Here is a 26,117-nt window from a genome sequence, read left to right on the forward strand (position 1 = left end):
CGGGGCGTCAGGTCTGCTCGCGCCGACTGTCCCAGCGCTGGAAGCCCGCCGCCGCGGCCGTCTGCTCGTCCTTGAACCACACCTCGGCGATCGTCGCCTCATAGGACGGGCTGTCCGGGCCGTGGTAGAGCATCGAGTCTTCGTTGCCTTTGATGGTCCAACCGGCCGGCCCGCTGCCACCGCCGCCCGCCCGCGCCGATCCGTCGCCGTAGGGCGCAGCCGCGACGGCCGCACCACCGGATGGTGTCGACGTCGGCACCTCGCGTTTGACCCGCCAGATGGCGAAGGCGAATGTCAGCGTCAACCCCAGCAGAAATGACAAGCCCATCAGCCAGCAATTGACGCCATGCATCAGTCGGCTCCCATCTCACGCGAGCCGGGCAGGGCCGCAATGGCGTCCTCCCGGCTGGTGCGGCGGATCGAAACAATCGTCAGTAACCAGGCGATCGCCGAACCCACCACGAATGCCAGCAGATACCACAGCCACTGCATGACGAAATCCATCGGAGATCCTCCTTAGCTAACCGTGATCGCGACACGACGGTTCTGTGCGCGGCCGTCCGGTGTCGCGTTGCTGGCGACCGGGTCGGCCGACCCGAACCCCTTGGCGGTGACGCTGCTCGCCGGGACACCCTGGGCGACAAGGAAATCGGCGACCGCTTTGGCCCGGTCGGTACTCAACGGCACGTTGATGCCGTCGTTGCCGGTGTTGTCGGTGTAGCCGCTTACCGTCACCTGGGCGCTGCGGCAACCCTTGAGCGTCTCCGCGACCCGACTCAGTTGTCGGCGGGTGCCCGGTGACAGGGTGTGACCGTTGGTCACGAAGGTGACGGGCGTGGCCATCAACGCGGTGACGTCGGCTTGCAGCTTGCCGCAGTCACCGGCTGGGTCAGGAGCCGGTGAAGCGCTGGGCGGCACCGGTTTCGGAGCCGGTGAGCCGGGCGCCGCGGGCGTGTTCGGGGCCTCGGGGCGCGGGACCTCTGGGCCGGGGGCCTCCGGCACATCAGGCAGGACCAGAATGTTGTTGGAGATCACCAGATTTGGCCAAGCCGCCTTCGCGGCCGCCTCGACGGCCGACTTGACCGCACCGGAAGCCGCGGTACCGATCAGCGTGACGGTGCCACCGCTGATCTTGAACTTGAAGTCCGGCATGGACACCGCGGCCTTGAACACCGATCCCAGGGCAGCGGCGTCGGGCACCTTGACACCCGGTTTGATGTTGATGTTGTCCACCAATTGCACACCGCTGCCGAACAACCCCTTGAGCATCTCGATCAATCCAGTGCGCGTGGCGACGTCGGGAAGGTCGCCGTTGAGGGTGATGACGTTGCCGTTACGCAGAATCGACAACGGAGCAAACGATATTCCCGGCGTATTGGCCTCCGGCGCCGCCGGCATCGAAAGCGACGGCACGGGGACCTCGGGCCAGGTGGCGTCGCCCGCGGTGATGTCGATTCTTTCTCGATCCGCCACTCCCAGTCCGATCAATGCCAGTAGCAACGGAATTGCCGCCAAGGCCACCAGCCATCCGGGGCCGGGAGGTCGACGGTAAAAGCGCGATTCCGTTCGCCAGCCGGTCGCGGTCCGGTTTTCGGAGCCCGGCATGGATCCTCCTCGAAGGTCGAAAAAGCACCTCGTACCCTGGACACCGCGAGTGTAGGAGCTCTGAAGGACCCTCGGAGGTCTTCAGTCGATTTTTGCGGACTTACCGCGTCCCGGGAGCGCTGATCCCGAGCTCATTGACGATGTCGATGTGCGGCCAGGCGTCGCGGGCCGCGGCCTCGACGGCGACCGCCTCGCCCGGCTTCGCCGCGGTGCCGGCCAGCGTCACGCGGTCGGCGGCGGCGTGCAACGCGAAATCCCCGATCACCGCCGCCGCTTCGAATACCGGGGCCGACGCGGCGAAATCCGGTGTCGCGGCGCCCGGCGTCACGCCGAGCCGATCGACGACGGTGACATCGTCGGCCGAGGTGATCACGGCGTCCAACAACGCCCGTTTGGCCGCCGGATCCGGCACGTCACCGCTCAGGGTGATCTCGTTGCCCTGGCGGATCACCGACAGCGGCGCCGGCATTGCGGCGCCGGGATCAGTGCCGTCCGGCGAAGCGTCCCGCAGCCCGCAGCCGGTCGCGCCGAGCAGCATCGCGACGAGCGCCGCCGCCACCAGCCGGGCGCGCACTCAGCGGGTGCCGAGCAGATCGATCATGAACACCAGCGTCTTGCCGGCGAGTTGATGACCGGTGCCGGCCGGGCCGTAGGCCAGCTCGGGCGGGATGACCAATTGGCGCCGACCGCCCACCTTCATGCCGGGGATGCCGTCCTGCCAGCCCGCGATGAGCCCGTCGAGCGGAAACTCCAGCGGTTCTCCCCGGTTCCACGAGCTGTCGAACTCCGCGCCGGAGTCGTAATCGACACCCAGGTAGTGCACGTTGACGAGTGCGCCGGGGGCGGCCTCGGCCCCGTCCCCGACAACGATGTCCTCGATGACCAACTCGGTCGGCGGCGGGCCGGCCGGAACGGTGATCTGCGGCTTGCCCGGCTTCGTCACGGCGGTTACCGCCCGCCGATGGTGATGTAGTCGCGCTCGGTGGCACCGGTGTAGAGCTGACGCGGCCGGCCGATCTTGGAGTCGCCCTCGTCGTGCATCTCGCGCCAGTGCGCGATCCAGCCGGGCAGCCGGCCCAGCGCGAACAGCACGGTGAACATCCGGGCCGGGAAGCCGATCGCCCGGTAGATCAGGCCGGTGTAGAAGTCGACGTTCGGGTAGAGCTTGCGCTCGATGAAGTAGTCGTCGGTCAGCGCGGCCTCTTCGAGATCCTTGGCGATGTTGAGCAGTTCGTCGTCGCCGCCGAGCTTGCCGAGGATCTTGTCGGCCTGCTCCTTGACGATGCGCGCCCGGGGGTCGTAGTTCTTGTAGACCCGGTGGCCGAAGCCCATCAGCTTGACGCCGTCCTCGCGGTTCTTGACCTTCTTGACGAAGTCGCCGACGTTGCCGTGCTGGTCACGGATCTGCTCCAGCATCTCCAGCACCGCCTGGTTCGCGCCGCCGTGCAGCGGGCCCCACAGCGCGTTGATGCCGCCGGAGATCGAGGTGAACAGGTTGGCCCGCGACGAGCCGACCAGCCGCACCGTCGACGTCGAGCAGTTCTGCTCGTGGTCGGCGTGCAGGATGAACAGCATGTCGAGTGCCCGCACCACCTCGGGGTCGACCTCGTAGGGCTCGGCCGGCAGGCCGAAGGTCATCCGCAGGAAGTTCTCCACCAGGGAAAGCGAGTTGTCCGGGTACAGGAACGGCTGCCCCTCGGACTTCTTGAACGCGTAGGCGGCGATGGTGGGCAGTTTGCCCAGCAGCCGGATGGTCGATACCTCGACCTGCTCGTTGTCGGAGGGGTCCAGCGAGTCCTGGTAGTAGGCGGAGAGCGCGTTGACCACGCTGGACAGCACCGGCATCGGGTGGGCATTGCGCGGGAAGCCGTCGAAGAACCGCTTCAGGTCCTCGTGCAGCATGGTGTGCCGCTGGATCTTGCCGGTGAAGGTCGCCAACTGTTCGGCAGTGGGCAGTTCCCCGTAGATCAGCAGGTAGCTGACCTCGATGAAGGTGGACTTCTCGGCGAGCTGCTCGATCGGGTAGCCGCGGTAGCGCAGGATGCCGGCATCGCCGTCGATGTAGGTGATGGCGCTCTTGACCGGCGCGGTGTTGGCGTAGCCGTTGTCGAATGTGGTGTAGCCGGTCTTGGCGAGCAGCGAACCGATGGCCAGCGCATCGGACCCGTCGGTGGCGTGGACGATCGGCAGCTCTAGCTCGCCTCCCGGGTACTTCAGGGTGGCGGTGTCGTCGGTAGCGGCCACAAGGAACCCCTTTGCACTATTCGGCTGACCAGTCGTTCGGAGCGTGTATAGGAAAAGGTAGTCGGTTCCGGGGCGGAGCGCCCGCCCGGGGCCGAGTATCACGGGCCGGTCATCGCGCCGCTGCCGGTCCCGGCCGGTGATAGCGGATGAAAGCCGGTGCCGCGAGTGCGGCGAGCAGCACTCCGACGACCACCAGCACTCCGCCGCCGGCGGCGGCCGCGGCCGTTCCCACCACCGCGCCGGCCGCCCCGTGCACGGTATCGGCAAGGCGGGGCCCGCCGGCCACGATCACGGTGAACACGCCCTGCAACCGCCCCCGGATCTCGTCGGAGGCGACCTGCTGCAGCATCGTCGAACGGAATGCCGCCGACACCATGTCCGCGGCGCCGCCGACCGCCAGAAAGCCCAGCGCGACCCACAACACCGGGCCGGGATGCCCGTCGGCGCGCGCGACCGCCAGCCCGAAGCCGGCCATCGCCGCGCCCCACACCACGATCGAGATGACGATCGCCAGGCCCTGGCGGCTGATCCGCGGCAGCCATCCGGAGAACACCCCGCCGGCCACCGCGCCGACCGCCATCGCGGCGGCCAGCAGCGCCATCGTGGTGCCGCCCTCGACCGGTCCGCCGAAGTCCACGGCGGCGATCTGCGGGAACAGCGCCCGAGGCAGTCCCAGCACCATCGCGATCAGGTCCACCACGAACGACATCAACACCACGGTGTTGCCGGCCAGGTAACGAAACCCGTCCAGCACCGCCGCCACCCCGAAACGCGAGCCGTCGGTTGATCCGGCGGGCGGCATCGGTGCCAGCCGAAAGGTCGCCCAGATCGGGAAGACGCAGGTGACAGCATCGACCAGGTAGAGCGTGGGCAGGTCTACCCAGCCGAGCAGCAGCCCAGCCAGCAACGGCCCCACGATGGCCCCGAACTGCATCACGGTCATGTTCAGCGAGTTGGCGGCCGGTAGGTCGCCGCCGGCCACCAACCGCGGAATGGCGGCGGCGCGGGTGGGCGAATTGACCGCGTAGAACCCCTGCTGCACGGCGAGCAGCGAAAGCACCACCCAGACGTCGCCACCCAGCACCGCCTGCACCCAGAGCAGCAGCGAGGCGGCCGCCAGCCCGCAGGAGGCGATGATCAGCAGCTTGCGGCGGTCCATGGCGTCGGCCCAGGCGCCGCCCAGCAGCCCGAAGACCACCAGCGGCACCAGCGCGAACAGGCCCGACAAGCCGACATAGGCCGAACTGCCGGTCAGCGCGTAGATCTGCACCGGGACCGCGAAGATGGTCAGGTTCGCCCCGATGACGGTCGGAATCCCGGCCAGCCACAGCCGCCGGAAGTCCGGGTTGCGCAGCGGAGTGGTGTCGGCGAACAGCCTCACTTAGCGGACCCGAGATCAGGGCTGCAGGCGCTCGATGCGCCCGCCGCTCACCCGAATCCGATTGTGCAGCCGACCTTCTCGGCCCTGCCAGAACTCCACCACCTCTGGCGCGATGACATAACCGGCCCAGCTGGGCGCGACCGGAACGTCGTCGCTGTCGGCGAACCGGGCGGTCACCTCGACAAGCTGATCGAGCAGGGCCGCGCGCGAGGTGATCGGCTGCGACTGGTGCGACGCCCAGAAACCCAGCTGCGAAGCCCGCGGTCGGTTCACCCAGTATTCGGCCGGGATCGCGGCGTCGGTCTTGGTGACCCGGCCGCGGATATGGACCTGGCGGCCCAGTTGATACCAGGGGAACGTCGCCGACGCGTACGGTGTCGCCGCCAGCTGGACCGCCTTGTCCGAGCCGTCGTCGGTGAAGAAGGTGACGCCGTGCTCGTCGAGGTTCTTACACAGCACCGAGCGGCTGACCGGCCGGCCGTCTTCGACCGTGGCCAGCACCATGGCGTTGGGTTCGGCGATCCCGGCGCGTTCGGCGTCGCCGATCCAGTTGCGCAGCAAAACCTGCCAGCCGTCCTCGAGCCAGTCCACGTCGAGGTCGCCGCAGTTGTCCTTCTCCCGGTATTCCACTCGCATCGCCGCCAGGTGCTCGTTGTCGGGGCCTGTCCTGTGCACCGCCCAACGCTACGCCGCGGTCCGGTCCAGCCGGCGTTACCAGCCGGTAGGAACTGCCGGGTGCCGGGGTGGGACAATCCAACACATGATTGCTGCAGTCCCGGAGAATTTCGTTGCCGGCCTGGAGGGCACGGTGGCGTTCACCACCGAGATCGCCGAACCCGACAAGGATGGTGGCGCGCTGCGCTACCGCGGTGTCGACATCGAGGACCTGGCCGGAAAAGTCAGCTTCGGCGACGTGTGGGCCCTGCTGGTCGACGGCGACTTCACTCGCCCCCTGGCACCCGCCGAGCCGCTGGAACTGTCGGTGCGCACCGGCGACGTCCGCGTCGACGCCCAGGCCGGGGTGGCCATGCTGGCCCCGCAATGGGGATTCCAGCCGCTGCTGGACACCGATGACGCCACCGCACGCGATCAGTTGGCGCGCGCGGCGGTGATGGTGCTTTCCTATGTCGCTCAATCGGCGCGTGGCTCACAGCCACCGGTCTCCCAGCAGACCATCGACGGCTGCGCCACCATCACCGAGCGGTTCATGACCCGCTGGCGCGGCGAGCCCGACCCGGCCCACATCGAGGCGATCGACGCCTACTGGGTCTCGGCGGCCGAGCACGGCATGAACGCCTCGACGTTCACGGCCCGGGTGATCGCCTCCACCGGCGCCGACGTCGGCGCGGCGCTGTCCGGCGCGATCGGTGCGATGAGCGGCCCGCTGCACGGGGGCGCTCCGGCCCGGGTGATCCCGATGATCGAAGAGGTGGAGCGCTCCGGGGACGCCCGCGCGGTGGTCAAGGGCATCCTGGACCGCAAAGAGAAGCTGATGGGCTTCGGCCACCGGGTGTACCGCGCCGAGGACCCGCGCGCCCGGGTGCTGCGCGCCACCGCCAAACGGCTGGCCGCGCCCCGCTACGAGGTGGCCGCAGCCCTGGAGCAGGCGGCACTGGACGAGCTGCGGGAGCGCCGGCCGGACCGGGCCATCGAGACCAACGTGGAGTTCTGGGCGGCAGTGATCCTGGACTTCGCCGAAGTGCCCCCGGCGATGATGCCGGCGATGTTCACCTGTGGGCGTACCGCGGGCTGGTGCGCCCACATCATGGAGCAGAAGCGCCTGGGCAAGCTGGTGCGCCCGTCGGCCATCTACGTCGGCCCGGGGCCGCGCGGCGCGGAGTCGGTGGCCGGCTGGGATCGGCTCCCTAAGGGCTGACCCGAACGGGATGTCAGCGCCGAACGTGTAACCACTGCGAACTGCTGCGCGATTTTTCGCAGTGACTACACGTTCGGCGGGCCCAGGCGCGCGCCCGAGCAGGCGGGGTTCAGCGCCGCCGCAAGGCGCTGAGCAGGTTCTGCAGCAATGGCACGTCGGAGTGGTCCGCCACCTCGTCGAGCATGTCGGGCACCCGGGTGAACTTGACCCGCGGCCGGTTCTGCGCCTGACCGCGGGCGATCTCCGCCCTGTCGATGGCCTTCCAGCCGGCGGCGTCGATCACCTCGGGCCGGCGGGCGTGCACCATCCGGGCGACCGCGCGCGGCCCGCCGATCGGCTCGCTGAGCTGACCGGCGTTGTAATCGGCGACCAGGCTCTGGATCGTCTTGAGCGAATCGGACTTGTTGGTGCCGATGAAACCATTGGTGCCACGCTTGATCCACCCGGATACATACGCCCCCGGAACCGGCTGTCCGGTGACCGGGTCGACCACCCGGCCGCCCTCGTTGGGAACCACCCCGGCGGCGTCGTCAAACGGCAGGTCGGCGATCGGGGTGCCGTGGTAGCCGATCGAGGTCAGCACCAGGCCGGCCTCGAGCCTACGCAGCTCGTCAGTGCCGGTCACGGTGAATTCGACTGCGGTGGCCCGTTCTTCGCCGAGCACCCGGGCCGGGGTCAGCTCGTAAGCGAACCGGATGCGCGGCTTGGTAGATCGCGCGGAGGCGCTGTCAACACTGCCGAGTTTGGCCAGGATCTCCAGCTTCTGCCGGGTGAAGGTGTCGCGCACGGTCGCCAGGTCGTTACGTACCCGGGCGTGGTCTTCGGCGTCGAGCACCACCTCGGCGGCCTGGGTCAGCCCGACCAGTTCGGGCAGGGTGAACGCAGAGGCGATCGGGCCGCGGCGGGCGACGATCACCACTTCGGCCACCCGGGAGTCGCGCAGCACCGCCAGTGCGTTGTCGGCGATGTCGGTGCCGGCCAGCTTGTCGGGGTCGGCGGTGAGGATTCGGGCCACGTCGAGGGCCACGTTGCCGTTGCCGACGATCACCACCCGCTCGTGGCCGAGGTCGACCGGCAGGTCGGTGAACTCCGGATGCCCGTTGTACCAGCCGACGACCTCGGTGGCGGTGCCGGTGCCGGGCAGTCCCATGCCGTCGATCTCCAACCGTCGGTCGTGCAGCGCACCGGAGGCGTAGAGCACAGCGTGGTGATACTCCAGCAGGTCGGCGTGGCGCAGGTGATTGCCCACCTCGACGTTGAGGAAGAAGTTGAAGCCGCGCCGCCAGGAGATCTCGTCGAACAGCTTGGTGGCCAGCTTGGTGTGCTGGTGATCGGGGGCGACCCCGGCGCGCACCAAGCCGTAGGGGGTGGGCAGCTTCTCGAACACGTTGACCAGCACACCGGGCTGGGTCAGCAGTTCATCGGCGGCGTACATCGCGGCCGGCCCGGAGCCGACGATGGCCACCGTCAGCGGATACTTGCCGCGCCGGTGCACCTCGGCGGCCGGCAGGATCGGCGCCAGCTTGGACGTCGGCGGCAGCTTCACGCCCTCGGGGCGCTTGGGGTAGTACGACTTGTTGATCTCGATGAACGGCAGCTGCTGCGCCGGTAGCTGCGTATCGGGGTAGATCGCGTCGACCGGGCAGGCCCGGACGCAGGCGCCGCAGTCCACGCAGGCGTCCGGGTCGATGTAGAGCATCTCGGTGGTGGCGAAGTCCGGCTCGTCCGGGCTGGGGTGAATGCAGTAGACCGGACAGGCGAACACGCAGGACGCGTCGTTACAGCATGCCTGGCTGATGACGTGCGGCATGAGGCGGCGGGTTCGCTGACTTATGCGACGCGCGACAGGTGCGCGCGCTGCGGCTGGGCCCGGAAGCGCGACGGCGCCCCGTTGATCCGGCACATCCGCCAGATCAGCTTGGCGACCGGGTTCATCAGCCCGGTGTCGTGGCAGAGCATCCGCACGTCGGCGAACATGTCCGACAGCATCCGCCGGGCGTCGGCCGACCCGAAGAATACGTCCTTGCGCACCGAACGCGGAATGTCGAACTCCTGCCAGAACGCCTTCGGCGGAACGACGATCGCCGAACACAGGATCCGCATGGTGACCGGCACGAACAGCGACAGCCAGAACCGCTTGCGGCGCGGCAGGTTCGGAACACGCTTGTTGAGGTATTCGTGCGCGAACGAGATGTGCCGCGCCTCTTCGGCGACGTGGATCGCCATCACCTTCTCCATGACCGGGTGCAGCGTCTTGCCCTCGCGCAAGATGTCCTTCTGAATGTGGTCGATGGGCTCCTCGCCGGCGAGGATGCCGAACCAGAACGGGATCGGCAGCGGGCCGGCGACCAGCGGAATGAATGCCGCCAGCCACTTGAGGAACCGCGGCATGCCGGGCACGTCGGCGCCGATGTGGTTCACCATCTCCTGGAACATCAGGGTGTGGTTGCACTCCTCGACCGACTCGTGCAGGCAGTACCGGTACTCCGGTGAGCCGTTGGGGACCCAGAACGCGTAGTTGAGCAGGCCGCGGATCAGGATGGACTCGAAGTGCAGGCCGACCTTGGCCACGTTGGCCTGACGCCACATGCCGATCTTGATCTGGCGTTCCTCGGGCTGCGCCTGGTACCAGGCGTGCTTGCCCAGCGGGTCGGTGGCCGGCAGGATCCACCGCGGGTCATTCTCGAACACCTTGAATTCCGGGCTGTCCCAGTCGATGTCGAGGTACGGGTTGAAGTGGCGCCGCACCGAGCCTTCCGACAGGGTGTTGAGCATGTCGACGTAGGCGGTGTCGTCGGACACGTCCATGTTGGCCCGCCACCGCCGCACGATGCCGGTTCGGGCCGGTTTCTGGTTCAGTTTCTGAGCCGTTTTCTGAGCCATCGGAGACACCCCCACTGACGTTTACATTTGGCCTTGTTATGTATAACGGTACCGCAGGTATCGGCTACCCGTCCAGAGCCTCAGACGGCTTGTGGGCCTGACACGTGTCGAGTGTTCCATGTGATCCGCATCACGTTAAACCTGCCGTGCGAGGCGTAGCGGTCCGCTGTCTACGCTAGGGGCCATGGCTGAGCAGCTCACGATCCCGGACAACATCAAGCCCGCCGACGGACGGTTCGGCTGCGGGCCGTCCAAGGTCCGGCCGGAGCAGCTGAACGCGCTGGTCACCACCGCGGCGCCGCTGTTCGGGACCTCGCACCGGCAGGCGCCGGTCAAGAACCTGGTCGGCCGGGTCCGCAGCGGTCTGCGCGAGCTGTTCTCGGTGCCCGACGGCTACGAGGTGGTGCTGGGCAACGGCGGCTCCACCGCGTTCTGGGACGCGGCCGCATTCGGGCTGATCGACCAGCGCTCCTTGCACCTGACCTACGGCGAGTTCAGCGCGAAGTTCGCCTCGGCGGTGGCCAAGAACCCGTTCGTGGGCGATCCGATCATCATCAAGGCCGAGCCCGGCAGCGCCCCAGAGCCGACATCCGACCCGTCTGTCGATGTGATCGCCTGGGCGCACAACGAGACGTCGACCGGCGTGGCGGTACCGGTGCGCCGGCCCGAGGACGCCGGCGAGGCACTGATCGTGATCGACGCGACCTCCGGCGCCGGCGGTCTGCCCGTCGACATCACCGAGACCGACGCCTACTACTTCGCGCCGCAGAAGAATTTCGCCTCCGACGGCGGGCTGTGGCTGGCGATCATGAGCCCGGCCGCGCTGGCGCGCATCGAGGCGATCGCCGCCTCGGGCCGCTGGGTGCCCGAATTCCTGTCCTTGCCGATCGCGGTGGACAACAGCTCGAAGAACCAGACCTACAACACCCCTGCGATCGCCACGCTGGCGCTGCTGGCCGAGCAGCTGGACTGGCTGCTGGGCAACGGCGGGTTGGACTGGGCGGTCAAGCGCACCGCGGATTCGTCGCAGCGGCTGTACTCCTGGGCCGAGTCCCGGCCGTTCACCACCCCGTTCGTCGCCGACCCGGCGTTGCGGTCGCAGGTGGTGGGCACCATCGACTTCACCGACTCCGTGGATGCAGGTGCCGTGGCCGCGATTTTGCGGGCCAACGGCATCGTCGACACCGAGCCCTACCGCAAACTGGGCCGCAACCAGTTGCGGGTGGCGATGTTCCCGGCGGTGGAGCCCGACGACGTCAGTGCGCTGACCCAGTGCGTGGACTTCGTGGTGGAGAGGCTCTGAGCGCGGCTCCGGCCTCTCGTGACCAAGTCGTTATAACCCCAGCGTGTCACCGCCGTCCGGGCCGCTCACTGCACTAAAGTCCGCAGCTAACCGGGCCTGCGCAAGGAGAAGTCATGCGGGAACTAAGGGCGATCGGCCTCGACGCCGACGGCAAGCACATCATCTGCGAGAGCGTCGGCGACGACGATGACAGCACCGAGATGTTCCGGGTGCGGATCGACGACCGGCTGCGCGGCGCGGTGCGCGGCGAGGCCAGCCGCGTCGGGCAGACCCAGATCGACCTGGGCATCAGCATGCTGCGCCCGAAGGACATTCAGGCCCGCATCCGCGCCGGTGCGTCGGTCGAGCAGGTGGCCGCAGCGGCCGGTGTCGACGTCTCCCGGGTGGAGCGGTTCGCCCACCCGGTGTTGCTGGAGCGCTCCCGAGCCGCGGAACTGGCCGCCGCCGCTCACCCGGTACTGGCCGACGGGCCGGCCGTGCCCACCCTGCTCGAGGTCGTCACCAGCGCGCTGATGAGCCGCGGCCTCAACCCCGATCAGAGCAGCTGGGACGCCTGGCGCAACGACGACGGACGCTGGACGGTTCAGCTGGCCTGGAAGGCCGGCCGTTCCGACAACGTCGCCCACTTCTGGTTCGCCCCCGGCGCGCACGGTGGAACGGTGACCGCCCTCGATGATCCGGCGATGGAGCTCATCGACCCCGACTTCGACCGGCAGCTGCGACCGGTCGCCGCGGTCGCCCAGCTGGACTTCGAGGAGCCGGCCGCCGCGCCCGCGACCGAAGAAGCGCCTGCCCCGCCGCGCCCGACGGCCCGCGCCCGCCGCAGCAAGCCCGCGGTGCCGGGCTGGGAGGATGTGCTGCTCGGGGTGCGCTCCAGCGGTCAGCGCTGAGCAACCAGCGCCAGCAGCACCAGCCACGCCCCCGCCACGCCGACTCCGGCGCCCAGCGCGAACCAGCGCAGCACCGGGGTGCGTCGCCAGCCCCACACCGTGGGTGCCAGTCCGCCCACCGCGATCAGGTTGAGGACGACGGCCACCGCCAGGTGCACCCGGATCAACCCCAGGCTCAGCACCGCGATCGCGGTCCCCGACACCGCCGCGACGAACGCCGCCACGGTCAACCCGGTCGCCCAGGGCGTGGTCTGGCTGGGCGTCATGCCGGCAGCCTAGTGCGCTCGTAGAAGGCCAGCGCCGCGGCGGTCGCCACGTTGAGGGAGTCGGTGCCCCGCGACATCGGGATGCGCACTCGCAGGTCACTGGCCCGCATGGCCTGCTCCGACAGTCCCGGCCCCTCCGCGCCGACCAGCACCGCCACCGGGTCGTCGTGCACCTTCGCCATGGCCGTCGACAGCGCGTCGGCGCGCGGGTCCGGTGTCATGGCCAGCAGCCGGAACCCGCGGTCGCGCAGCATGGCCAGATCGGCCGGCCAGTCCGTCGAACGGGCGAACGGGACCAGCAGGGCATGCCCCATCGACACCCGCACCGCGCGCCGGTACAGCGGATCGGCGCAGCCGCTGCCGAAGACCACCGCATCCACTCCGAGGCCGGCGCCGTTGCGGAATATCGAGCCCAGGTTCTCGTGGTCGTTGACACCTTCGAGCACCGCGATGGTGCGAGCATCGGCAACCACATCGGTCACCGTCGGCTCGGGCACCCGCGACGCAGCGGCCAGCACACCACGGTTGAGGTGAAATCCGACGACCTCGGCCATCACCTCCGCGCTCACCCGGTAGTAGGGCACGTCGGGCACAACGGCCAGATCGTCCGCCAACTCCACCAGCCGGCGGTCGGTGCCCAGCAGCGCCCGCGGCGAGTACCGCGAGACGAGCATCCGCTGCACCACCAGCACGCCTTCGGCGATCACCAGCCCTTTACCGGTGGGCAGGTCCGGGCGGCGGTCGACACTGTTCAGGTCGCGGAAATCGTCCAACCGGGAATCGCGCGGATCGTCGATATCGACGACGTCGAGGACCCTGGCCACTGGCCGAACATTACCGGCGAGGCGCTAACGTCAACGGCGATGACCCCCCAACCGATCCCTGAGCCTCCGACTGAGCCCTCCCCCGAGCCGCCGCCGTTGCCGACCGCCCTGCTGCGGGCCTGGCCGGTGATCGGCGCCGGGGCGGCCGGCTTCGGTTGCGCGACCATCGCGGCGTTCGCGATTCCGGCACTGGAGTCGTGGCGGCCGGTGAGTGTGGCCGGGCTGGGGGTCGGTGCACTGGGCACCACGATCTTTCTGTTGCAGCGCACCGCGGCGCGGCGCGGCGCGCGCGGCGCCCAGACCGGACTGGAACACGAATAGAAGGTTGCGGCCGATTCAAGGAGGAACGAGATGGCAGCTCCGCTGCTGAAGGCAGAGATCGACATCAAGGCGCCGGTCACCGAGGTCTGGAACTTGATCTCCGACTTCCGGCGAATGCCGGAGTGGAGCCCGCAGTGCCGGTGGATGAAACCGCTGGGCGCGGTACGGCCGGGCACCCGCACCATCAACGTCAATCGGCGGGGCCGAATGTTCTGGCCCACCACCTCCGTCATCACCGAGTACGTCCCGGACCGCAAACTGGCCTTCCGGGTCAGCGAGAACCACAGTGTGTGGAGCTACGAACTCGAGCCAACCGCCGAGGGCACCCGGGTCACCGAGAGCCGGCACGTCGAAAACGGCAACACCACCGCGGTCTCGGCGTTCTTGGTGGACAAGTTCATGGGTGGGACGCCCACCTTCGAACGCGAGCTGATCGAGGGCATGAACGCCTCCTTGCAGCGGATCAAGGCGGCCGCCGAAAACCGCTGAAGCGCCCCGCAAGTGGGGTAACGTCCATCGTCACCGGCGAAACTGGAAGGAGCCCCGGACATGGTGGAGACCGCGATATCCAGCCTTGGGATGCTGAGCGGCGTCGCAGCCACCGCGGTGCTGCTGGCCGCCGGCCTCGCCCCGGTGGCGGCGACACCGGAGATCAGCGCTCACGCGCTCGCCCGGGTCTCCACCGAGGTGGCCCTGACGGCCGACACGATCTTCGACGCCCTGGCCGACACGGCGGCCTTCGATGCTCCAGCGGCGGCCGAGGCCGTGGCCTTCGACACCCCCGGGGTGGCCGAGGCATTCGACATCAGCGGGCTGATCAACGCTGAATTCGCTGCGGCCCAAGGGTTTTTCAACAGCTTGTTCAGCCTGCCGGTCACGCTGTTCAATGACGTCGAAGGTTTGATCACCAGTCTGGTCAACCTCGACTTCGGGATGGCCTTCAGCGAGTTGTTCTCCATCCCGCAGGACATCGTCAACTACGTCCTCGGTCTGCCGGGTTTGGTGGTCAACACCGTTTACGAGATGGCCGTGGTGATCCCAGGCGAGTACCTGTTCAACTTCGGCTAGCCGGTGCCCGGCTCCCCCGGTTCGGCGGCGGATTCGGTGGCGGGGGCTTCGGCCTCAACCGGTGCCTCGTCGGCCGGATCGACCGGTTCGGCCGGGGCGTCGGCCGGTTCGGCCGGTGCCTCGGCCGCTTCGGCCGGTGCCTCGGCGGGCGGGGCCGTGGTGGCCTCAGCACCGTCAGCACTCTCAGCGTCGTCGACGATCTCGAGCACCCCGTCGTCGTAGGGGTCGTGGACCGGGGAGCCGGTGCCCGCCGGTACCGGGGTGTCACTGTGGGCGCCGCAGCCGTACCCGCTGTCGACCACCCGGCCGTCCGCGGACATCTCATTGCAGCAGACCCCGAACCCGGTGCCGAGAACACCGGCCAGCGGCAGATAGAAGCCGCAGTCTCGGCAGACCCGCTTGGTGGACCGCGCCATCGCCGAATCCGGCCCGTAGTCGCCGTCGTGCCAGCGTTGCGCCGCCTCGGCGCGACCCAGCGGGCTCAACAGCCAACGCCGGCCCAGGCCGAGCTCGCCGGCCACCTCGTCGAGGTCCGGATCGCCACTGGAGGTGTAGCCCGGCACCAGTCGCGGATCGTCGGCTGGCGGCGCCAACAGATCTCCGGGACCCAGGTCGCCGGGCCGCACCCGCTGATCCCACGGCACCCATTCCGGCGACAACAGCGCGCCGGGACCCGGAACCAGCACCACCTCGCTGACCGTGGAGTGCGCTGCCCCAGGGAAGGCGGCCACCACGACGGCCCACTGCCAGCCCTGATAACCGGGCAGCACGGCGCCGAACCGGTGGGTGGCGGCGGTCGCGTCCTCGTAGTCGACGCCCAAGTGCTCACCGACGGTGTCCGCGCCGCTGAACTCGACGACGGCCGCGCGGGCCTCGTCGACGGCCGCGGCCAGCACCGCGGGCACCGCGATGGCCGCGCTGGCTGATTCTGTGCCGGGAGACGTCACAAGGGTCCTTCCGTTCAATTACGCCCCTCATACTGCCGCAGCGCGGCCTGCTCAGCCACATGCAGGCACGATCGCGGCCTGCGCGGCCGGGCGCCGATGATAGGGAAGAATCGACGTGTGTCTGCACGGCGGCGTGATCTCCCCGACCCGGGCCGGCGTCGCCGTCCGATTTCGGCCGCCGGCCGGGGGCACCGCGGCGGCTCGGCCGGCGAGCACCCCGGCATGGCCAATTACCCCAGCGACAGCGCCGGTGGCCAGCGGCAGCGCAACCCGATGCCCAGCGCCAACCGCTACCTGCCGCCGCTGCATGACACCACCGAGGCCCCGCGCCGGCAGCGCCCATCCGACGATCCCGGTACCGCCGACCGCGTCACGGTGACCCGGGCCGCCGCGGCCCGTAGCCGCGAAATGGGATCTCGGATGTACGGGCTGGTGCAGCGCGCCGCCACCGCCGACGGCGCCGACAAATCCGGGCTGACCGCGCTGACGTGGCCGGTGGTGGCCAACTTCGCGGTGGACGCGGCGATGGCGGTCGCGCTGGCCAACACCTTGTTCTTCGCCGCCGCCGCCGGGGAGAGCAAGGGCAGGGTGGCGCTCTACCTCCTGGTGACGATCGCGCCGTTCGCCGTGGTCGCGCCGCTGATCGGTCCCGCGCTGGACCGCCTGCAGCACGGCAGGCGCGCGGCGCTCGCGATGTCCTTCGCGCTGCGCACCGCGCTGGCCCTGGTGCTGATCGGTAATTACGACGGCGTCGCGGGCACCTTCGGATCCTGGGTGCTCTACCCGTGTGCGCTGGCCATGATGGTGCTGTCGAAATCGTTCACGGTGCTGCGCAGTGCGGTGACACCCCGAGTGATGCCGCCATCGATCGATCTGGTGCGAGTCAATTCCCGGCTGACGATGTTCGGGCTGCTCGGTGGAACGATCGTCGGCGGCGGCGTCGCCGCGGGTGCCGAATACGTCCTCACCCGGCTACTGCAGCTACCGGGGGCACTGTTGGTGCTCGTCGCGGTGTCGGTGGCCGGGGCGGCGCTGTCCATGCGGATCCCGCGGTGGGTCGAGGTGACCACCGGCGAGATTCCGACCACCTTGAGCTACCGCCTCGACGAACGGCCCCGCAGCTGGCCCGAGCAGGTGCGGCGGGCCGGTGGGGCGCTGAGCCAGCCGCTGCGCCAACCGCTGGGGCGCAACATCATCGCCGCCCTGTGGGGCAACTGCACCATCAAGGCCATGGTCGGTTTCCTGTTCCTGTACCCGGCGTTCGTGGCCAAACAGCACGACGCCGACGGTTGGGTGCAACTGGGCATTCTGGGGCTGATCGGCGCGGCCGCCGGGGTGGGTAACTTCGCCGGCAACTTCGCCAGCGCCCGGCTGCAATTGGGTCGCCCCGCGGTACTGGTGGTGCGCTGCACCATGGCGGTGACCGCTGTCGCGCTGGCGGCCGCGGTGGCCGGGACGCTGGTGATGGCGGCCGTCGCCGCCCTGGTCACCTCCGGCGCCAGCGCGGTGGCCAAGGCATCGCTGGACGCCGCGCTGCAGGACGACCTGCCCGAGGAGTCGCGGGCCTCGGCGTTCGGCCGCACCGAGTCCACCCTGCAGCTGTGCTGGGTGCTCGGCGGTGCGCTGGGGGTGCTGGTATACACCGACCTGTGGGTGGGCTTCACCGCGATCACCGCACTGCTGATCCCGGGTCTGGCCCAGACCATCCTTTCCTTCCACGGCGATTCGTTGATCCCCGGCCTGGGGGGCAACCGTCCGGTGCTGATCGAACAGGACGGCGCCCGCCGCGATTCCGTGAGACAGGGGTGATGAGCAGGTGAAACGTGTGACGACCGTGTTGGTGACGGTGCTGGTGGCGGCGACGGCGGCGCTGGCCGGGTTCGCCACCTGGTGGTTCAGCCGCGGCGGCGAGCCGACGCCGCCGCAGATCAGCGCCTACTCCAACGGGCGCCTCACCCACGCCGGGCCCTACATGTTCTGCGATGTGCTCGACCTCAACGAGTGCGTGCTGACCGAAGCGCAGGGCACGCTCGCGGTCGACGAACGGAATCCGGTGCAACTGTCGGTCGACACGGTCATCGGGCGGGCGCCGTGGCGGCTGCTGCGGCTCTACGACGATCCGGCCGACGCCACCGGCAAGATGTATCAGCCGGGCAGCACCCTGGCGGTCACCATCCCCACCGTCGACCCGCACCGCGGACCGCTACGCGGTCTGGTGGTGCAGCTGCTCACGCTGGTCGTCGATCGTGACACCGACGAGAAGTTCGCGGTGCCGCACGCCGAATGGGCGGTCGGGCTGCAGTGGCGGGATCAAAGGCAGGATTGACGGCGGCGGCCCGCTGCGCCCGGCTAAACCCCGTGCCCGGCGGCCACCCGCTCGGGCTCCGCTACCGGACCGGGCGCGGTGCCGTCCCCGAACGGCCTGCCGCCCAGGGCTTCTCGACCATGGGGTGAGAGCCAATTCGCCAAGTCCGGGCCGTCGGGGACGATCCGGGACGGATTGATGTCGGCGTGCACGATGTAGTAGTGCCGCTTGATCTGGACGAAGTCGACCGTGTCGCCGAACCCGGGCGTCTGGAACAGGTCCCGCGCGTAGGCCCACAGCACCGGCATCTCGGACAGCTTCTGCCGGTTGCATTTGAAGTGCCCGTGATAGACCGGATCGAACCGCGCCAGGGTGGTGAACAGCCGCACGTCGGCCTCGGTGATGGTGTCGCCCACCAGATACCGCTGATCCGCCAGTCGTTCGCTGACCCAGTCCAGCGCGGTGAACAACCGGTGGTAGGCGGCGCTGTAGGCGTCCTGGCTGCCAGCGAAGCCGCACCGGTAGACGCCGTTGTTGATCTCGGTGTAGATCCGTTTGGACACCTCGTCGATCTCGGCGCGTAGCGGTTCGGGATACAGCTGCGGGGCGCCGTCGCGATGATAGGCCGACCACTCGGTGGAGAAATCCAGCGTGATCCGGGCGAAGTCGTTGGTGACTACCGCTCCGGTGGGCACGTCGACGATCGCGGGCACCGTGATGCCCTTCGGGTAGTCCGGAAACCGCTTGAAGTACGCATCGGCCAGCCGCGGGATCTGCAAGACCGGGTCGACGCCGCCGGGGTCAAGATCGAACGTCCAGCTGCGCTGATCGTGAGTGGGCCCGCAGAATCCGATGGAGATGACGTCTTCCAGCCCGAGCAGTCGCCGCACGATGATGGTGCGATTGGCCCACGGGCAGGCCCGCGCCACGATCAGCCGGTAGCGGCCCGGCTCGACGGGATACCCGTCTCGGCCATCGGCGGTGATCCGGGTGGTGATGTAGTCGGTGTCGCGATTGAATTCGCCCTCGGCGACGTAGTCGGCCATGCCGTTCATGGTGGCACTTATCGGCGGTGGGCACAGCGGAGTTCAGGTCCGGGGCGCAGCGGAGCCGACCGCGAAGCGCCGGGCCAGATCGGGCTCGTCCGAGGCGCCCGGCTCCCAGTGGGCGATCCACGGCCCGGTGCCCTCCGAGGGGTCGAGGATGCCGTCTTCCAGCCAGGTACAGCGGTCCTCGAGCACCGCGTGCGCCAGCGCCACGTCGGTGTCGTCGGTGTTGGTCCACAGCGCGGCGAACAGCGCCTCGACCCGCAGCCGTGACTGCTGACAGAACGCGTCGGCCAGCTGGTAGGCCTGCTGCCCTTCGGCGGAATCAGCCGCCCGTTGCGCTTCTGCGTGCACGCATACCGCTGCCATCGCGAACAGCTCCGCGCCGATGTCGACGACGCGGCCCAAAAAGCCCTGTTTTTTCTCCAAGCCGGCCTGCCAGCGCGCCATGCCGTAGAACGTATTGCGCGCCAGCTTCCGCGAATGCCGTTCGACAAAGCGCAGATGCGCCGCCAACCGGCCGAACTCGCGGTAGCCGGTGGGACGCTGACCTTCGCCGAAAACCAACTGCGGCAACCACTTCGAATAGAAACCGCTGGCTCCGGCGGCTGATTGGGCCTTTTGCCGCAGACCGGCTTTGGGGTTCGCGAGCGCCCCGGCGGCGCTCAGGTGCGGGTCGACGGCCTCGCGCGCGATCAGCAGCCGCATGATTTCGCTGGAGCCTTCGAAGATGCGGTTGATCCGCAGGTCGCGCACCAGTTGTTCCACCGGTACCGCACGCTCCCCGCGGGCGGCCAGTGACTCCGCGGTCTCATACCCGCGGCCGCCGCGGATCTGCAGCAACTCGTCGGCGATGACACAGGCCATCTCGCTGGACCACAGCTTGGCCAGCGCCGCCTCGATCCGGATGTCATTGCGGCCTTCGTCGGCCATCTGACCCGACAGCTCCAACACCGCCTCCAGCGCGTAACCGGTGGCGGCGATGAACGCGATCTTCTTGGCCACGGCCTCGTGCTCGCCGACCGGCTTGCCCCACTGCACCCGCTCCCGGGACCACTCCCGGGCGATCTTCAGCGACCACTTCGCCGATCCGGTCGCCATCGCGGGGATGGCCAGCCGCCCGGCGTTGAGGGTGGTCAAGGCGATCTTCAGACCGTCGCCCTCGCGCCCGATCAGGTTCTCGGCGGGTACCCGCACCGCATGGAGCCGGGTCAGTCCGTTCTCGATCCCGCGCAGCCCCATGAACGCGTTGCGGCGTTCGACGGTGATCCCGGGTGAGTCGGCTTCCACCACGAAGGCGCTGACCCCGCCGCGGTGCCCGTCGGCCTTGGGCACGCGGGCCATCACCACCAACAGGTCGGCGACGACGCCGTTGGTGGTCCAGAGCTTCACGCCCTCCAGTTCGTAGGCGGCGCCGTCCTCGATCGGTGTCGCCGTCGAGGCCAGCCGCGCCGGATCCGAACCCACATCCGGTTCGGTGAGCAGAAACGCCGAGATCGCCCCCGCCGCGCACCGCGCCAGGAACTTCTGCTGCTGTTCCTCGGTGCCGGCCAGCTTGAGCGGTTCAGGCACCCCGATCGACTGATGCGCGCTCAGCAGCGCCCCCAGGCTGGGATGCACACTGGACACCATCACCAGCGCCCGGTTGTAGGCGACCTGCGACATACCCAGCCCGCCGTACTCGCCCGGGATCTTCAGCCCGAAACAGCCGAGGTCGGCCAGACCTTTGACGTATTCGTCCGGGATCCGGGCGTCACGTTCGATGACGGCGCCGTCGACGGTTTCAAGGAACTCCCGCAGCCTGCCCAGGAATTCCTCGGTGCGCGCGGCATCGTCATCCGACGGCCGGGGAAACGGGTGAATCAGCTCAAGCGGGAAACGACCCAAGAACAATCCCTTGGCGAAGGACGGTTTATCCCAACCGCTTTCGCGGGACTCCTCCGCGACGGCCCTGGCTTGCTCCTCGGTGACCTGCTGTGACATCACCGCACCTCCCGGTTTGAGGACGCTCATCGTCGAGCGACTATCAACCGGTGTTCCCCGATCAGGGCGGCCGTTACACCTCGGTGCCGGCCTTGGCTAGGCGTCGAGCTCGCGGGCCACGGCCTTGACCACCTCGGAGATCTGCCGGGCCGTCTTGCGATCGGGGTATTTGCCCTTGCGCAGTTCGGGCTGCACCGTGCCTTCGAGCAGGGTGATCATGTCTTCGACCATGCCGTGCAGCTCGTCGGGGCTGTGCTTGTGCTCGGCCGGCGCCGCCTCCCGGCGGTTGCGGGTCAGGCTCGGCGGCGGATCGATCAGCGTGACGGTCAGCGCCTGCGGTCCGCGACGGCCGGCGGCGACGCCGAACTCGACCCGTTGGCCCGCCTTGAGACCCTCCACGCCGTCCGGAAGAGCCGAGGCGCGGACATAGACGTCCTCGCCTTCCTCCTGGGACAAGAAGCCGAAGCCCTTCGCGGCGTCGTACCACTTCACCTTGCCGGTAGGCACTGGTCTCACCTGCTGTCTTACTGATCACGTACTGGGAGGACACAAATGAAGCGTCCCGCCTTCGCAGGACGCGTCACCTGGTGATCCTACTCGGATGGCGGCCCGCGGAGCACCCCGGTTTCCTCGGTAAGCTGGGGGAGCCGCTGGAGCAGACGTGCGTGGAACGTTGACCGCGATTGGGACGCTCTCCGGCCGGCCGACCGAATCGGATACGCATATGACGTTGAGGCAACGGGGTCCCCAGACCCCACCACCGCAGGTGGACGCTATCGGTGCGGAGGACAAGACGGCCGCACGGCAGGCCTTCCACGAAGCCGTGGAGCGGGCCATCGCCGAGCAGATGCCGACCTCCGGGCCGTTGGTCGACACGTTCGGCCGGGTGCACACCGACCTGCGGATATCCCTGACCGACCGGTGCAACCTGCGCTGCACCTACTGCATGCCGGCCGAAGGCCTGGACTGGATTCCCAGCCAACACCTGCTGCAGGACGATGAGCTGATCCGGCTGATGCGCATCGGTGTCACCCGGCTGGGCATCACCGATATCCGATTCACCGGCGGCGAGCCGCTGCTGGCCCGCCACCTCGAAGGGGTGATCGCCGCCGCCGCCGGCCTGCAGCCGCGTCCCGAGATCGCACTGACCACCAACGGTCTGGGATTGGCACGACGGGCCGGCGCCCTGGTGGCCGCCGGGCTGGACCGGATCAACGTGTCACTGGACACCGTCGACCGCGCCCACTTCGCCGAGATCACCCGGCGGGATCGCCTGCCCGACGTACTCGACGGCCTGGCGGCCGCCGCGCAGGCCGGCATGGCGCCGATCAAGGTCAACGCCGTGCTCGACCCCAAGATCACCGGCGAGGACATCGTCAACCTGCTGCGCTTCTGCCTGCAGCACGGCTACCAACTGCGGGTCATCGAGATGATGCCGCTGGACGCCGACCACAACTGGAGCCGCGACGCCGGCCTCGGTGTCGAGCAGCTGCTGGAGCTGGTGCAGGCACAGTTCGCGTTGCGCCCGGATCCGAAACCCCGCGGTTCGGCGCCGGCCGAGGTGTGGCTGGTCGATGAGGGTCCGGACAATCCGGCCGGCACCTTCGGCATCATCGCCTCGGTGTCGCGGCCGTTCTGCGGCGACTGCGACCGGACCCGGCTCACCGCCGACGGCCAGATCCGCAATTGCCTGTTCGCCGCCGAGGAGTCCGATCTGCGGGCGCTGCTGCGGGACGGCTCCGACGACGACGCCATCGAGCAGGCGTGGCGTGCCGCGATGTGGTCCAAGAAGGCCGGCCACGGCATCAACGATCCGGACTTCATCCAGCCGGACCGGCCGATGAGTGCAATAGGAGGCTGAACTCATGACCCAACAGCTGAGCGACACCACCGCAGTCGCCGTAACGGTCCGCTACTTCGCCGCGGCGCGAGCGGCCGCGGGAACCGACTCCGAAACCGTCAGCGTGCCCGCCGGTGCCGGCGTGGCCGAACTCACCGAGACCCTCGCCGGCCGCAACGAGCGGCTGGCCACGGTGCTGGACCGGTGCTCCTACCTACGCGACGGGATCGCGGTGCGCGACCACACCGCAGCGCTGCAGCCAGGCGAGACGATCGACGTCCTGCCCCCGTTCGCGGGCGGATGACGGCTGCGGGTTCGCCCGAACCGAAACATGATCTACGTCACATAACGAATTGATAACAGAGCGGCAACGGCTTGATAGAGGGCGCTCTGACCTGCGTAAACGCTGCGGCTTCCTGGTGTTTTGAGAAGAACCAGCAGTGAAAACACCCCGGAGCCCTAAACGTGACGATGCCGGTAAGACCCGTTACGGTACATCTCCGGGTGTATCGAAAATCTTCCGGTCGATCCGCCTTTCCCCGCTCGTAGCGCCGAGCTCCATCCAGCGGGCGGGGAAGACCACGAATACCTGATGGATGGAGGCGGGGGACCCACAGGGTCCGCCGCGAGCGGACCGGGGCCATGACCGGCCCTTGGGGTGAAGCCACACGACGTGCCGCGGTACGTCACGGCCGGGCGGTCTCGATAGCCCGAACCCGACGCTGACCTCGCAGGCGTAGACAGAGAGGAATTCACCACCGTATGAGTGGACGGCATCGCAAGCCCACCCAGTCGAACGTCAACATCGCCAAGATCGCCTTCACCGGCGCCGTGATCGGTGGCGGCAGCCTGGCCCTCGCCGGGCACGCGGCCGCAGCCACCGATGACGAATGGGACCGCGTCGCCCGATGCGAGTCCGGCAACAATTGGGGCATCAACACCGGCAACGGTTACCACGGCGGCCTGCAGTTCTCGCCGAGCACCTGGAGCAGCAACGGCGGCGGCAAGTACGCCCCGGTAGCACACCAGGCCAGCCGCGAGCAGCAGATCGCCATCGCCGAGAACGTGCTGGCGACCCAGGGACGCGGCGCCTGGCCGGTCTGCGGTCGCGGCCTGTCCGGCCCGTCTCCACGCGACGTTCCGACGGCGCCTGCTGATGCCCCCGTCGACCACCCGGACGCCAACGGCGAGACCGTGGCCATGGACAACCCGATGGCTCCGCCGCCCGCCCCCGAGCCGGCACCGTGGTGGGCTCCGCCGGCCCCCGAGCCGGCTCCCCCCGCCGAGGACGCCCCTGCGGTGGCTCCCGCGGGTTGGCTGCCACCCGCACCGGAGGCCCCCGCTCCCGAGGCCCCGGCCCCGGAGGCTCCCGCACCCGAGGCTCCGGCACCCGAGGCTCCGGCCCCGATCGCCGAGGACGCCCCGCCGGCTCCTGAGGCCCCCTGGTGGATGCCGCCGGCTCCCGAGGCTCCCGCGCCCGAGGCCCCGGCTCCCGAAGCCCCCGCGCCGGGCGATGAGGCCGTCCCGGCCCCCGAGGGCGACAAGCAGCAGGCGGTCTCCGTGGGCTTCCACCAGCAGTTGTGGCAGGCCATCCGGGCGGAGAACGTGAGCGGCAACGACGCGTTGGCCGCGTTCGCGCAGCAGCCCAGCCGGGTCGTGGTCTAAGCAGTAACGACAAAGCGGGGCCGGTGTGACACCGGCCCCGCTTTTTCGTCTCGGCTGCGGTCAGGCCGAACCGACCCATTCCTCAGTGCCATCGGCGAAGAACTGATGCTTCCAGACCGGCAGCCGCTCCTTGACCGTGTCGACCAGTCGCGCGCAGGCTTCGAACGCCTCCCGGCGATGATCAGCGGCCACCGCGGCGACCAACGCGGCGTCACCGATGTGCAGCACGCCGATCCGGTGGCTGGCCGCCACCGCGCGGATCCCGCGGGCCTGTTCGGCGACCTCGGCCAGCACCTCGGCCATCACCTGTTGCGCCGTAGGGTGCGCGGAATACTCCAGCCTCCTCACCTGCCGGCCGTGGTCGTGGTCGCGGATCATGCCGACGAAGCCGACGATCGCGCCGGCGGCGCGGTGGCCCACCAGGTCCTCGTGTTCGCTCAGCACGATGGGCGCTTCGGTGACCGCCGCCCGCAGCACCAGCACGCCGGTGGATGTCATCGGTCGTGGTCCCCGCCGGCGAGTTGATCCAGCGCGTGGTCGAGCACGTCGGCGAGCACACCGAGCCCGTCGCGCACCCCACCGGAAGAGCCGGGCAGATTGACGATCAGCGTCCGCCCGGCCACCCCGCACACGCCGCGGGACAATACCGCGGTCGGCACCTTCGGCAGCCCCGACCGGCGGATCGCATCGGCCAGGCCGGGAATCTCGTAGTCGAGCAGCGCCGCCGTCTGCGCCGGGGTGTCGTCGGTCGGCGAGATGCCGGTCCCCCCGGAGGTGATGACCAGGTCGACCGGGGCTGCCACCGCGGCCCGCAGTGCGGTGCCCACGGCATCCCCGTCGGGCACCACCTCCGGTTGCGCCGGCGCGAAGCCGCGCTGCGTCAGCCACTCGGCGATGATCGGCCCGGTGCGGTCGGTGTACACGCCGGCCGAGGCGCGGGTGGAGGCGATGATGACGTGGGCGGTCCGGGCGCTCATCCGCGTTCCCAGGAGCCGGTGCGGCCGCCGGCTTTGCTCAGCACCCGGATGTCGTCGATCACGGCGGCGCGATCGACGGCCTTGATCATGTCGTAGAGGGTCAGGGCGGCCACGCTCACCGCGGTCAGCGCCTCCATCTCGACCCCGGTGCGGTCGGTGGTGCGGACCGCGGCGGTGATGTCGATCCGGGATTCGCCGATGGTGAAGTCGACGTCGACCCCGGTGAGGGCCAGTTGGTGGCAGAGCGGGATGAGGTCGCTGGTGCGTTTGGCCGCCATGATTCCCGCCACCCGGGCGGTGGCCAGCGCGTCACCCTTGGGCAGCCCGCCGGCCGAGATCAGCTGCACCACTTCGGCGGTGGTGCGCAATACGCCGCCGGCGACCGCAACACGCTTGGTGGTCGCCTTGGCGCTGACGTCGACCATGTGGGCCGCGCCCCGTTCGTCGAGGTGTGAGAGCGGCCCGGCCATGGCGTCCTCGCCTACCGGTTGACGACGGTGACCGGATGTAGGTAGGGCAGCTCCTCGGACGGGAGCGGAAAGACCAAGCTCCCGAACGGCGACAGGGCACCGGCCCGGTCGGTGCGCAGCTCGCTCACTGCGGGTTCCCCGTCGGTCTCGGGCCACCCGTTGTCGACGTACCGATTCTTCTTGTCCTGGTTTGCAGCCACGGCGTCCATTCTGACAGGTCGCG

The 26,117-nt window shown here is 69.1% G+C and carries 31 protein-coding genes and 1 riboswitch; of the genes, 11 read left to right on the forward strand and 20 right to left on the reverse strand.

From position 1 onward, the window contains the following. Window positions 1–7: 7 nt before the first annotated feature. The 8 genes from arfC to pdxH form a co-directional block, all read right to left on the reverse strand. Window positions 8–352: a channel accessory protein ArfC, sunset domain variant gene (gene arfC, locus G6N19_RS05105; protein ID WP_083037268.1), complete on the reverse strand. Its 345-nt coding sequence runs from the start codon at window positions 350–352 to the stop codon at window positions 8–10. Then, on the reverse strand, window positions 352–504 hold the full coding sequence (gene arfB, locus G6N19_RS05110) for a channel accessory protein ArfB (protein ID WP_013827762.1): 153 nt from the start codon (window positions 502–504) through the stop codon (window positions 352–354). Before arfB ends, arfC begins: the two co-directional genes overlap by 1 nt. Window positions 505–516: 12 nt before the next feature. Beyond that, window positions 517–1,605 carry a channel-forming protein ArfA/OmpATb gene (gene arfA, locus G6N19_RS05115; RefSeq protein WP_448424585.1) on the reverse strand — a complete coding sequence of 363 codons (1,089 nt, stop codon included), beginning with the start codon at window positions 1,603–1,605 and terminating at the stop codon, window positions 517–519. A gap of 100 nt (window positions 1,606–1,705) precedes the next feature. Next, entirely contained in the window at window positions 1,706–2,179 is a 474-nt protein-coding gene (gene arfA / locus G6N19_RS05120) for a channel-forming protein ArfA/OmpATb (RefSeq protein WP_193465895.1), read from the reverse strand. After that, entirely contained in the window at window positions 2,180–2,548 is a 369-nt protein-coding gene (locus G6N19_RS05125) for an FKBP-type peptidyl-prolyl cis-trans isomerase (protein WP_013827759.1), read from the reverse strand. Window positions 2,549–2,553: 5 nt separating this feature from the next. Beyond that, complete coding sequence (locus G6N19_RS05130; protein ID WP_013827758.1) at window positions 2,554–3,849, reverse strand: citrate synthase; 1,296 nt, start codon at window positions 3,847–3,849, stop codon at window positions 2,554–2,556. A 109-nt stretch (window positions 3,850–3,958) separates the two neighbouring features. Then, window positions 3,959–5,230 (reverse strand): MFS transporter, encoded by a 1,272-nt coding sequence (locus tag G6N19_RS05135; protein ID WP_013827757.1) that lies wholly within the window; start codon window positions 5,228–5,230, stop codon window positions 3,959–3,961. A 15-nt stretch (window positions 5,231–5,245) separates the two neighbouring features. Next, entirely contained in the window at window positions 5,246–5,866 is a 621-nt protein-coding gene (gene pdxH / locus G6N19_RS05140; protein ID WP_041319556.1) for a pyridoxamine 5'-phosphate oxidase, read from the reverse strand. Between the two features lie 127 nt (window positions 5,867–5,993). Here pdxH and G6N19_RS05145 point away from each other — a divergent pair, with 127 nt between their 5' ends. Continuing rightward, window positions 5,994–7,106, forward strand: coding sequence for a citrate synthase 2 (locus tag G6N19_RS05145; protein ID WP_193466304.1), 1,113 nt, complete (start codon window positions 5,994–5,996; stop codon window positions 7,104–7,106). A gap of 109 nt (window positions 7,107–7,215) precedes the next feature. Here G6N19_RS05145 and G6N19_RS05150 read toward each other — a convergent pair whose 3' ends face one another. Together G6N19_RS05150 and G6N19_RS05155 are read right to left on the reverse strand one after the other, a co-directional pair. Further along, the gene (locus G6N19_RS05150) at window positions 7,216–8,916 is read right to left on the reverse strand and encodes an FAD-dependent oxidoreductase (RefSeq protein WP_193465896.1); all 1,701 of its coding nucleotides are present in this window, start codon (window positions 8,914–8,916) and stop codon (window positions 7,216–7,218) included. Between the two features lie 20 nt (window positions 8,917–8,936). Further along, window positions 8,937–9,989 carry an AurF N-oxygenase family protein gene (locus G6N19_RS05155; protein ID WP_193465897.1) on the reverse strand — a complete coding sequence of 351 codons (1,053 nt, stop codon included), beginning with the start codon at window positions 9,987–9,989 and terminating at the stop codon, window positions 8,937–8,939. Between the two features lie 184 nt (window positions 9,990–10,173). Between G6N19_RS05155 and serC the strand changes: the two genes are divergently transcribed. Both serC and sepH read left to right on the forward strand, forming a co-directional pair. Next, complete coding sequence (gene serC, locus G6N19_RS05160) at window positions 10,174–11,292, forward strand: phosphoserine transaminase (protein ID WP_083037263.1); 1,119 nt, start codon at window positions 10,174–10,176, stop codon at window positions 11,290–11,292. A 113-nt stretch (window positions 11,293–11,405) separates the two neighbouring features. Further along, window positions 11,406–12,182 carry a septation protein SepH gene (sepH, locus tag G6N19_RS05165; protein ID WP_013827751.1) on the forward strand — a complete coding sequence of 259 codons (777 nt, stop codon included), beginning with the start codon at window positions 11,406–11,408 and terminating at the stop codon, window positions 12,180–12,182. On the opposite strand, the gene G6N19_RS05170 is transcribed toward sepH, so the two are convergent. Both G6N19_RS05170 and G6N19_RS05175 read right to left on the reverse strand, forming a co-directional pair. Then, the gene (locus G6N19_RS05170; protein ID WP_013827750.1) at window positions 12,173–12,448 is read right to left on the reverse strand and encodes a DUF2537 domain-containing protein; all 276 of its coding nucleotides are present in this window, start codon (window positions 12,446–12,448) and stop codon (window positions 12,173–12,175) included. The two genes, sepH and G6N19_RS05170, sit on opposite strands and share 10 nt — an antisense overlap. Then, window positions 12,445–13,272, reverse strand: coding sequence for a TrmH family RNA methyltransferase (locus G6N19_RS05175; RefSeq protein WP_013827749.1), 828 nt, complete (start codon window positions 13,270–13,272; stop codon window positions 12,445–12,447). Before G6N19_RS05175 ends, G6N19_RS05170 begins: the two co-directional genes overlap by 4 nt. A gap of 39 nt (window positions 13,273–13,311) precedes the next feature. Between G6N19_RS05175 and G6N19_RS05180 the strand changes: the two genes are divergently transcribed. Genes G6N19_RS05180 through G6N19_RS05190 form a run of 3 tightly spaced genes read left to right on the forward strand, consistent with a single transcriptional unit; the run spans window position 13,312 to window position 14,661 of the window. Beyond that, window positions 13,312–13,593 (forward strand): DUF2530 domain-containing protein, encoded by a 282-nt coding sequence (locus G6N19_RS05180; protein ID WP_049792843.1) that lies wholly within the window; start codon window positions 13,312–13,314, stop codon window positions 13,591–13,593. A gap of 30 nt (window positions 13,594–13,623) precedes the next feature. Then, on the forward strand, window positions 13,624–14,082 hold the full coding sequence (locus tag G6N19_RS05185; protein WP_013827747.1) for an SRPBCC family protein: 459 nt from the start codon (window positions 13,624–13,626) through the stop codon (window positions 14,080–14,082). A gap of 60 nt (window positions 14,083–14,142) precedes the next feature. After that, a complete protein-coding gene (locus G6N19_RS05190; RefSeq protein ID WP_041317168.1) occupies window positions 14,143–14,661 on the forward strand; it encodes a hypothetical protein in 519 nt (172 codons plus the stop codon). On the opposite strand, the gene G6N19_RS05195 is transcribed toward G6N19_RS05190, so the two are convergent. Beyond that, complete coding sequence (locus tag G6N19_RS05195) at window positions 14,658–15,608, reverse strand: DUF3027 domain-containing protein (protein WP_232062528.1); 951 nt, start codon at window positions 15,606–15,608, stop codon at window positions 14,658–14,660. The two genes, G6N19_RS05190 and G6N19_RS05195, sit on opposite strands and share 4 nt — an antisense overlap. 222 nt (window positions 15,609–15,830) lie before the next feature. Between G6N19_RS05195 and G6N19_RS05200 the strand changes: the two genes are divergently transcribed. Both G6N19_RS05200 and G6N19_RS05205 read left to right on the forward strand, forming a co-directional pair. Beyond that, a complete protein-coding gene (locus G6N19_RS05200) occupies window positions 15,831–17,417 on the forward strand; it encodes an MFS transporter (RefSeq protein ID WP_193466306.1) in 1,587 nt (528 codons plus the stop codon). Window positions 17,418–17,424: 7 nt separating this feature from the next. Next, window positions 17,425–17,934, forward strand: coding sequence for a DUF2771 domain-containing protein (locus tag G6N19_RS05205; RefSeq protein WP_041317164.1), 510 nt, complete (start codon window positions 17,425–17,427; stop codon window positions 17,932–17,934). A 23-nt stretch (window positions 17,935–17,957) separates the two neighbouring features. Here G6N19_RS05205 and G6N19_RS05210 read toward each other — a convergent pair whose 3' ends face one another. The 3 genes from G6N19_RS05210 to G6N19_RS05220 all read right to left on the reverse strand — a co-directional run bounded on the left by G6N19_RS05210 (window position 17,958) and on the right by G6N19_RS05220 (window position 21,449). After that, complete coding sequence (locus tag G6N19_RS05210) at window positions 17,958–18,959, reverse strand: glutathione S-transferase family protein (RefSeq protein WP_083037340.1); 1,002 nt, start codon at window positions 18,957–18,959, stop codon at window positions 17,958–17,960. Between the two features lie 42 nt (window positions 18,960–19,001). Next, the gene (locus tag G6N19_RS05215) at window positions 19,002–20,942 is read right to left on the reverse strand and encodes an acyl-CoA dehydrogenase family protein (RefSeq protein ID WP_193465898.1); all 1,941 of its coding nucleotides are present in this window, start codon (window positions 20,940–20,942) and stop codon (window positions 19,002–19,004) included. A gap of 96 nt (window positions 20,943–21,038) precedes the next feature. Further along, window positions 21,039–21,449: a cold-shock protein gene (locus G6N19_RS05220; protein WP_013827740.1), complete on the reverse strand. Its 411-nt coding sequence runs from the start codon at window positions 21,447–21,449 to the stop codon at window positions 21,039–21,041. A 217-nt stretch (window positions 21,450–21,666) separates the two neighbouring features. Here G6N19_RS05220 and moaA point away from each other — a divergent pair, with 217 nt between their 5' ends. The 3 genes from moaA to G6N19_RS05235 all read left to right on the forward strand — a co-directional run bounded on the left by moaA (window position 21,667) and on the right by G6N19_RS05235 (window position 24,447). Next, window positions 21,667–22,803 carry a GTP 3',8-cyclase MoaA gene (gene moaA, locus G6N19_RS05225; RefSeq protein ID WP_109559434.1) on the forward strand — a complete coding sequence of 379 codons (1,137 nt, stop codon included), beginning with the start codon at window positions 21,667–21,669 and terminating at the stop codon, window positions 22,801–22,803. Between the two features lie 4 nt (window positions 22,804–22,807). Continuing rightward, a complete protein-coding gene (locus G6N19_RS05230) occupies window positions 22,808–23,086 on the forward strand; it encodes a MoaD/ThiS family protein (protein ID WP_013827738.1) in 279 nt (92 codons plus the stop codon). Window positions 23,087–23,358: 272 nt separating this feature from the next. Further along, window positions 23,359–23,535, forward strand: a riboswitch (cyclic di-AMP (ydaO/yuaA leader). A 9-nt stretch (window positions 23,536–23,544) separates the two neighbouring features. Further along, window positions 23,545–24,447, forward strand: coding sequence for a transglycosylase family protein (locus G6N19_RS05235; protein ID WP_193465899.1), 903 nt, complete (start codon window positions 23,545–23,547; stop codon window positions 24,445–24,447). Window positions 24,448–24,507: 60 nt separating this feature from the next. On the opposite strand, the gene G6N19_RS05240 is transcribed toward G6N19_RS05235, so the two are convergent. The 4 genes from G6N19_RS05240 to G6N19_RS05255 are packed head-to-tail and all read right to left on the reverse strand — an operon-like array spanning window position 24,508 to window position 26,103. Further along, complete coding sequence (locus G6N19_RS05240) at window positions 24,508–24,945, reverse strand: molybdenum cofactor biosynthesis protein MoaE (protein ID WP_013827736.1); 438 nt, start codon at window positions 24,943–24,945, stop codon at window positions 24,508–24,510. Continuing rightward, window positions 24,942–25,424, reverse strand: a complete 483-nt coding sequence (locus G6N19_RS05245; protein ID WP_013827735.1) for a MogA/MoaB family molybdenum cofactor biosynthesis protein — start codon at window positions 25,422–25,424, stop codon at window positions 24,942–24,944. Before G6N19_RS05245 ends, G6N19_RS05240 begins: the two co-directional genes overlap by 4 nt. After that, window positions 25,421–25,894 (reverse strand): cyclic pyranopterin monophosphate synthase MoaC, encoded by a 474-nt coding sequence (gene moaC / locus G6N19_RS05250; protein ID WP_193465900.1) that lies wholly within the window; start codon window positions 25,892–25,894, stop codon window positions 25,421–25,423. Before moaC ends, G6N19_RS05245 begins: the two co-directional genes overlap by 4 nt. An 11-nt stretch (window positions 25,895–25,905) precedes the next feature. After that, window positions 25,906–26,103, reverse strand: a complete 198-nt coding sequence (locus G6N19_RS05255; RefSeq protein WP_041317158.1) for a hypothetical protein — start codon at window positions 26,101–26,103, stop codon at window positions 25,906–25,908. Window positions 26,104–26,117: the final 14 nt, after the last annotated feature.

The sequence above is a fragment of the Mycobacterium novum genome (genome assembly GCF_010726505.1).
Taxonomy (GTDB): Bacteria; Actinomycetota; Actinomycetes; order Mycobacteriales; family Mycobacteriaceae; genus Mycobacterium; species Mycobacterium algericum.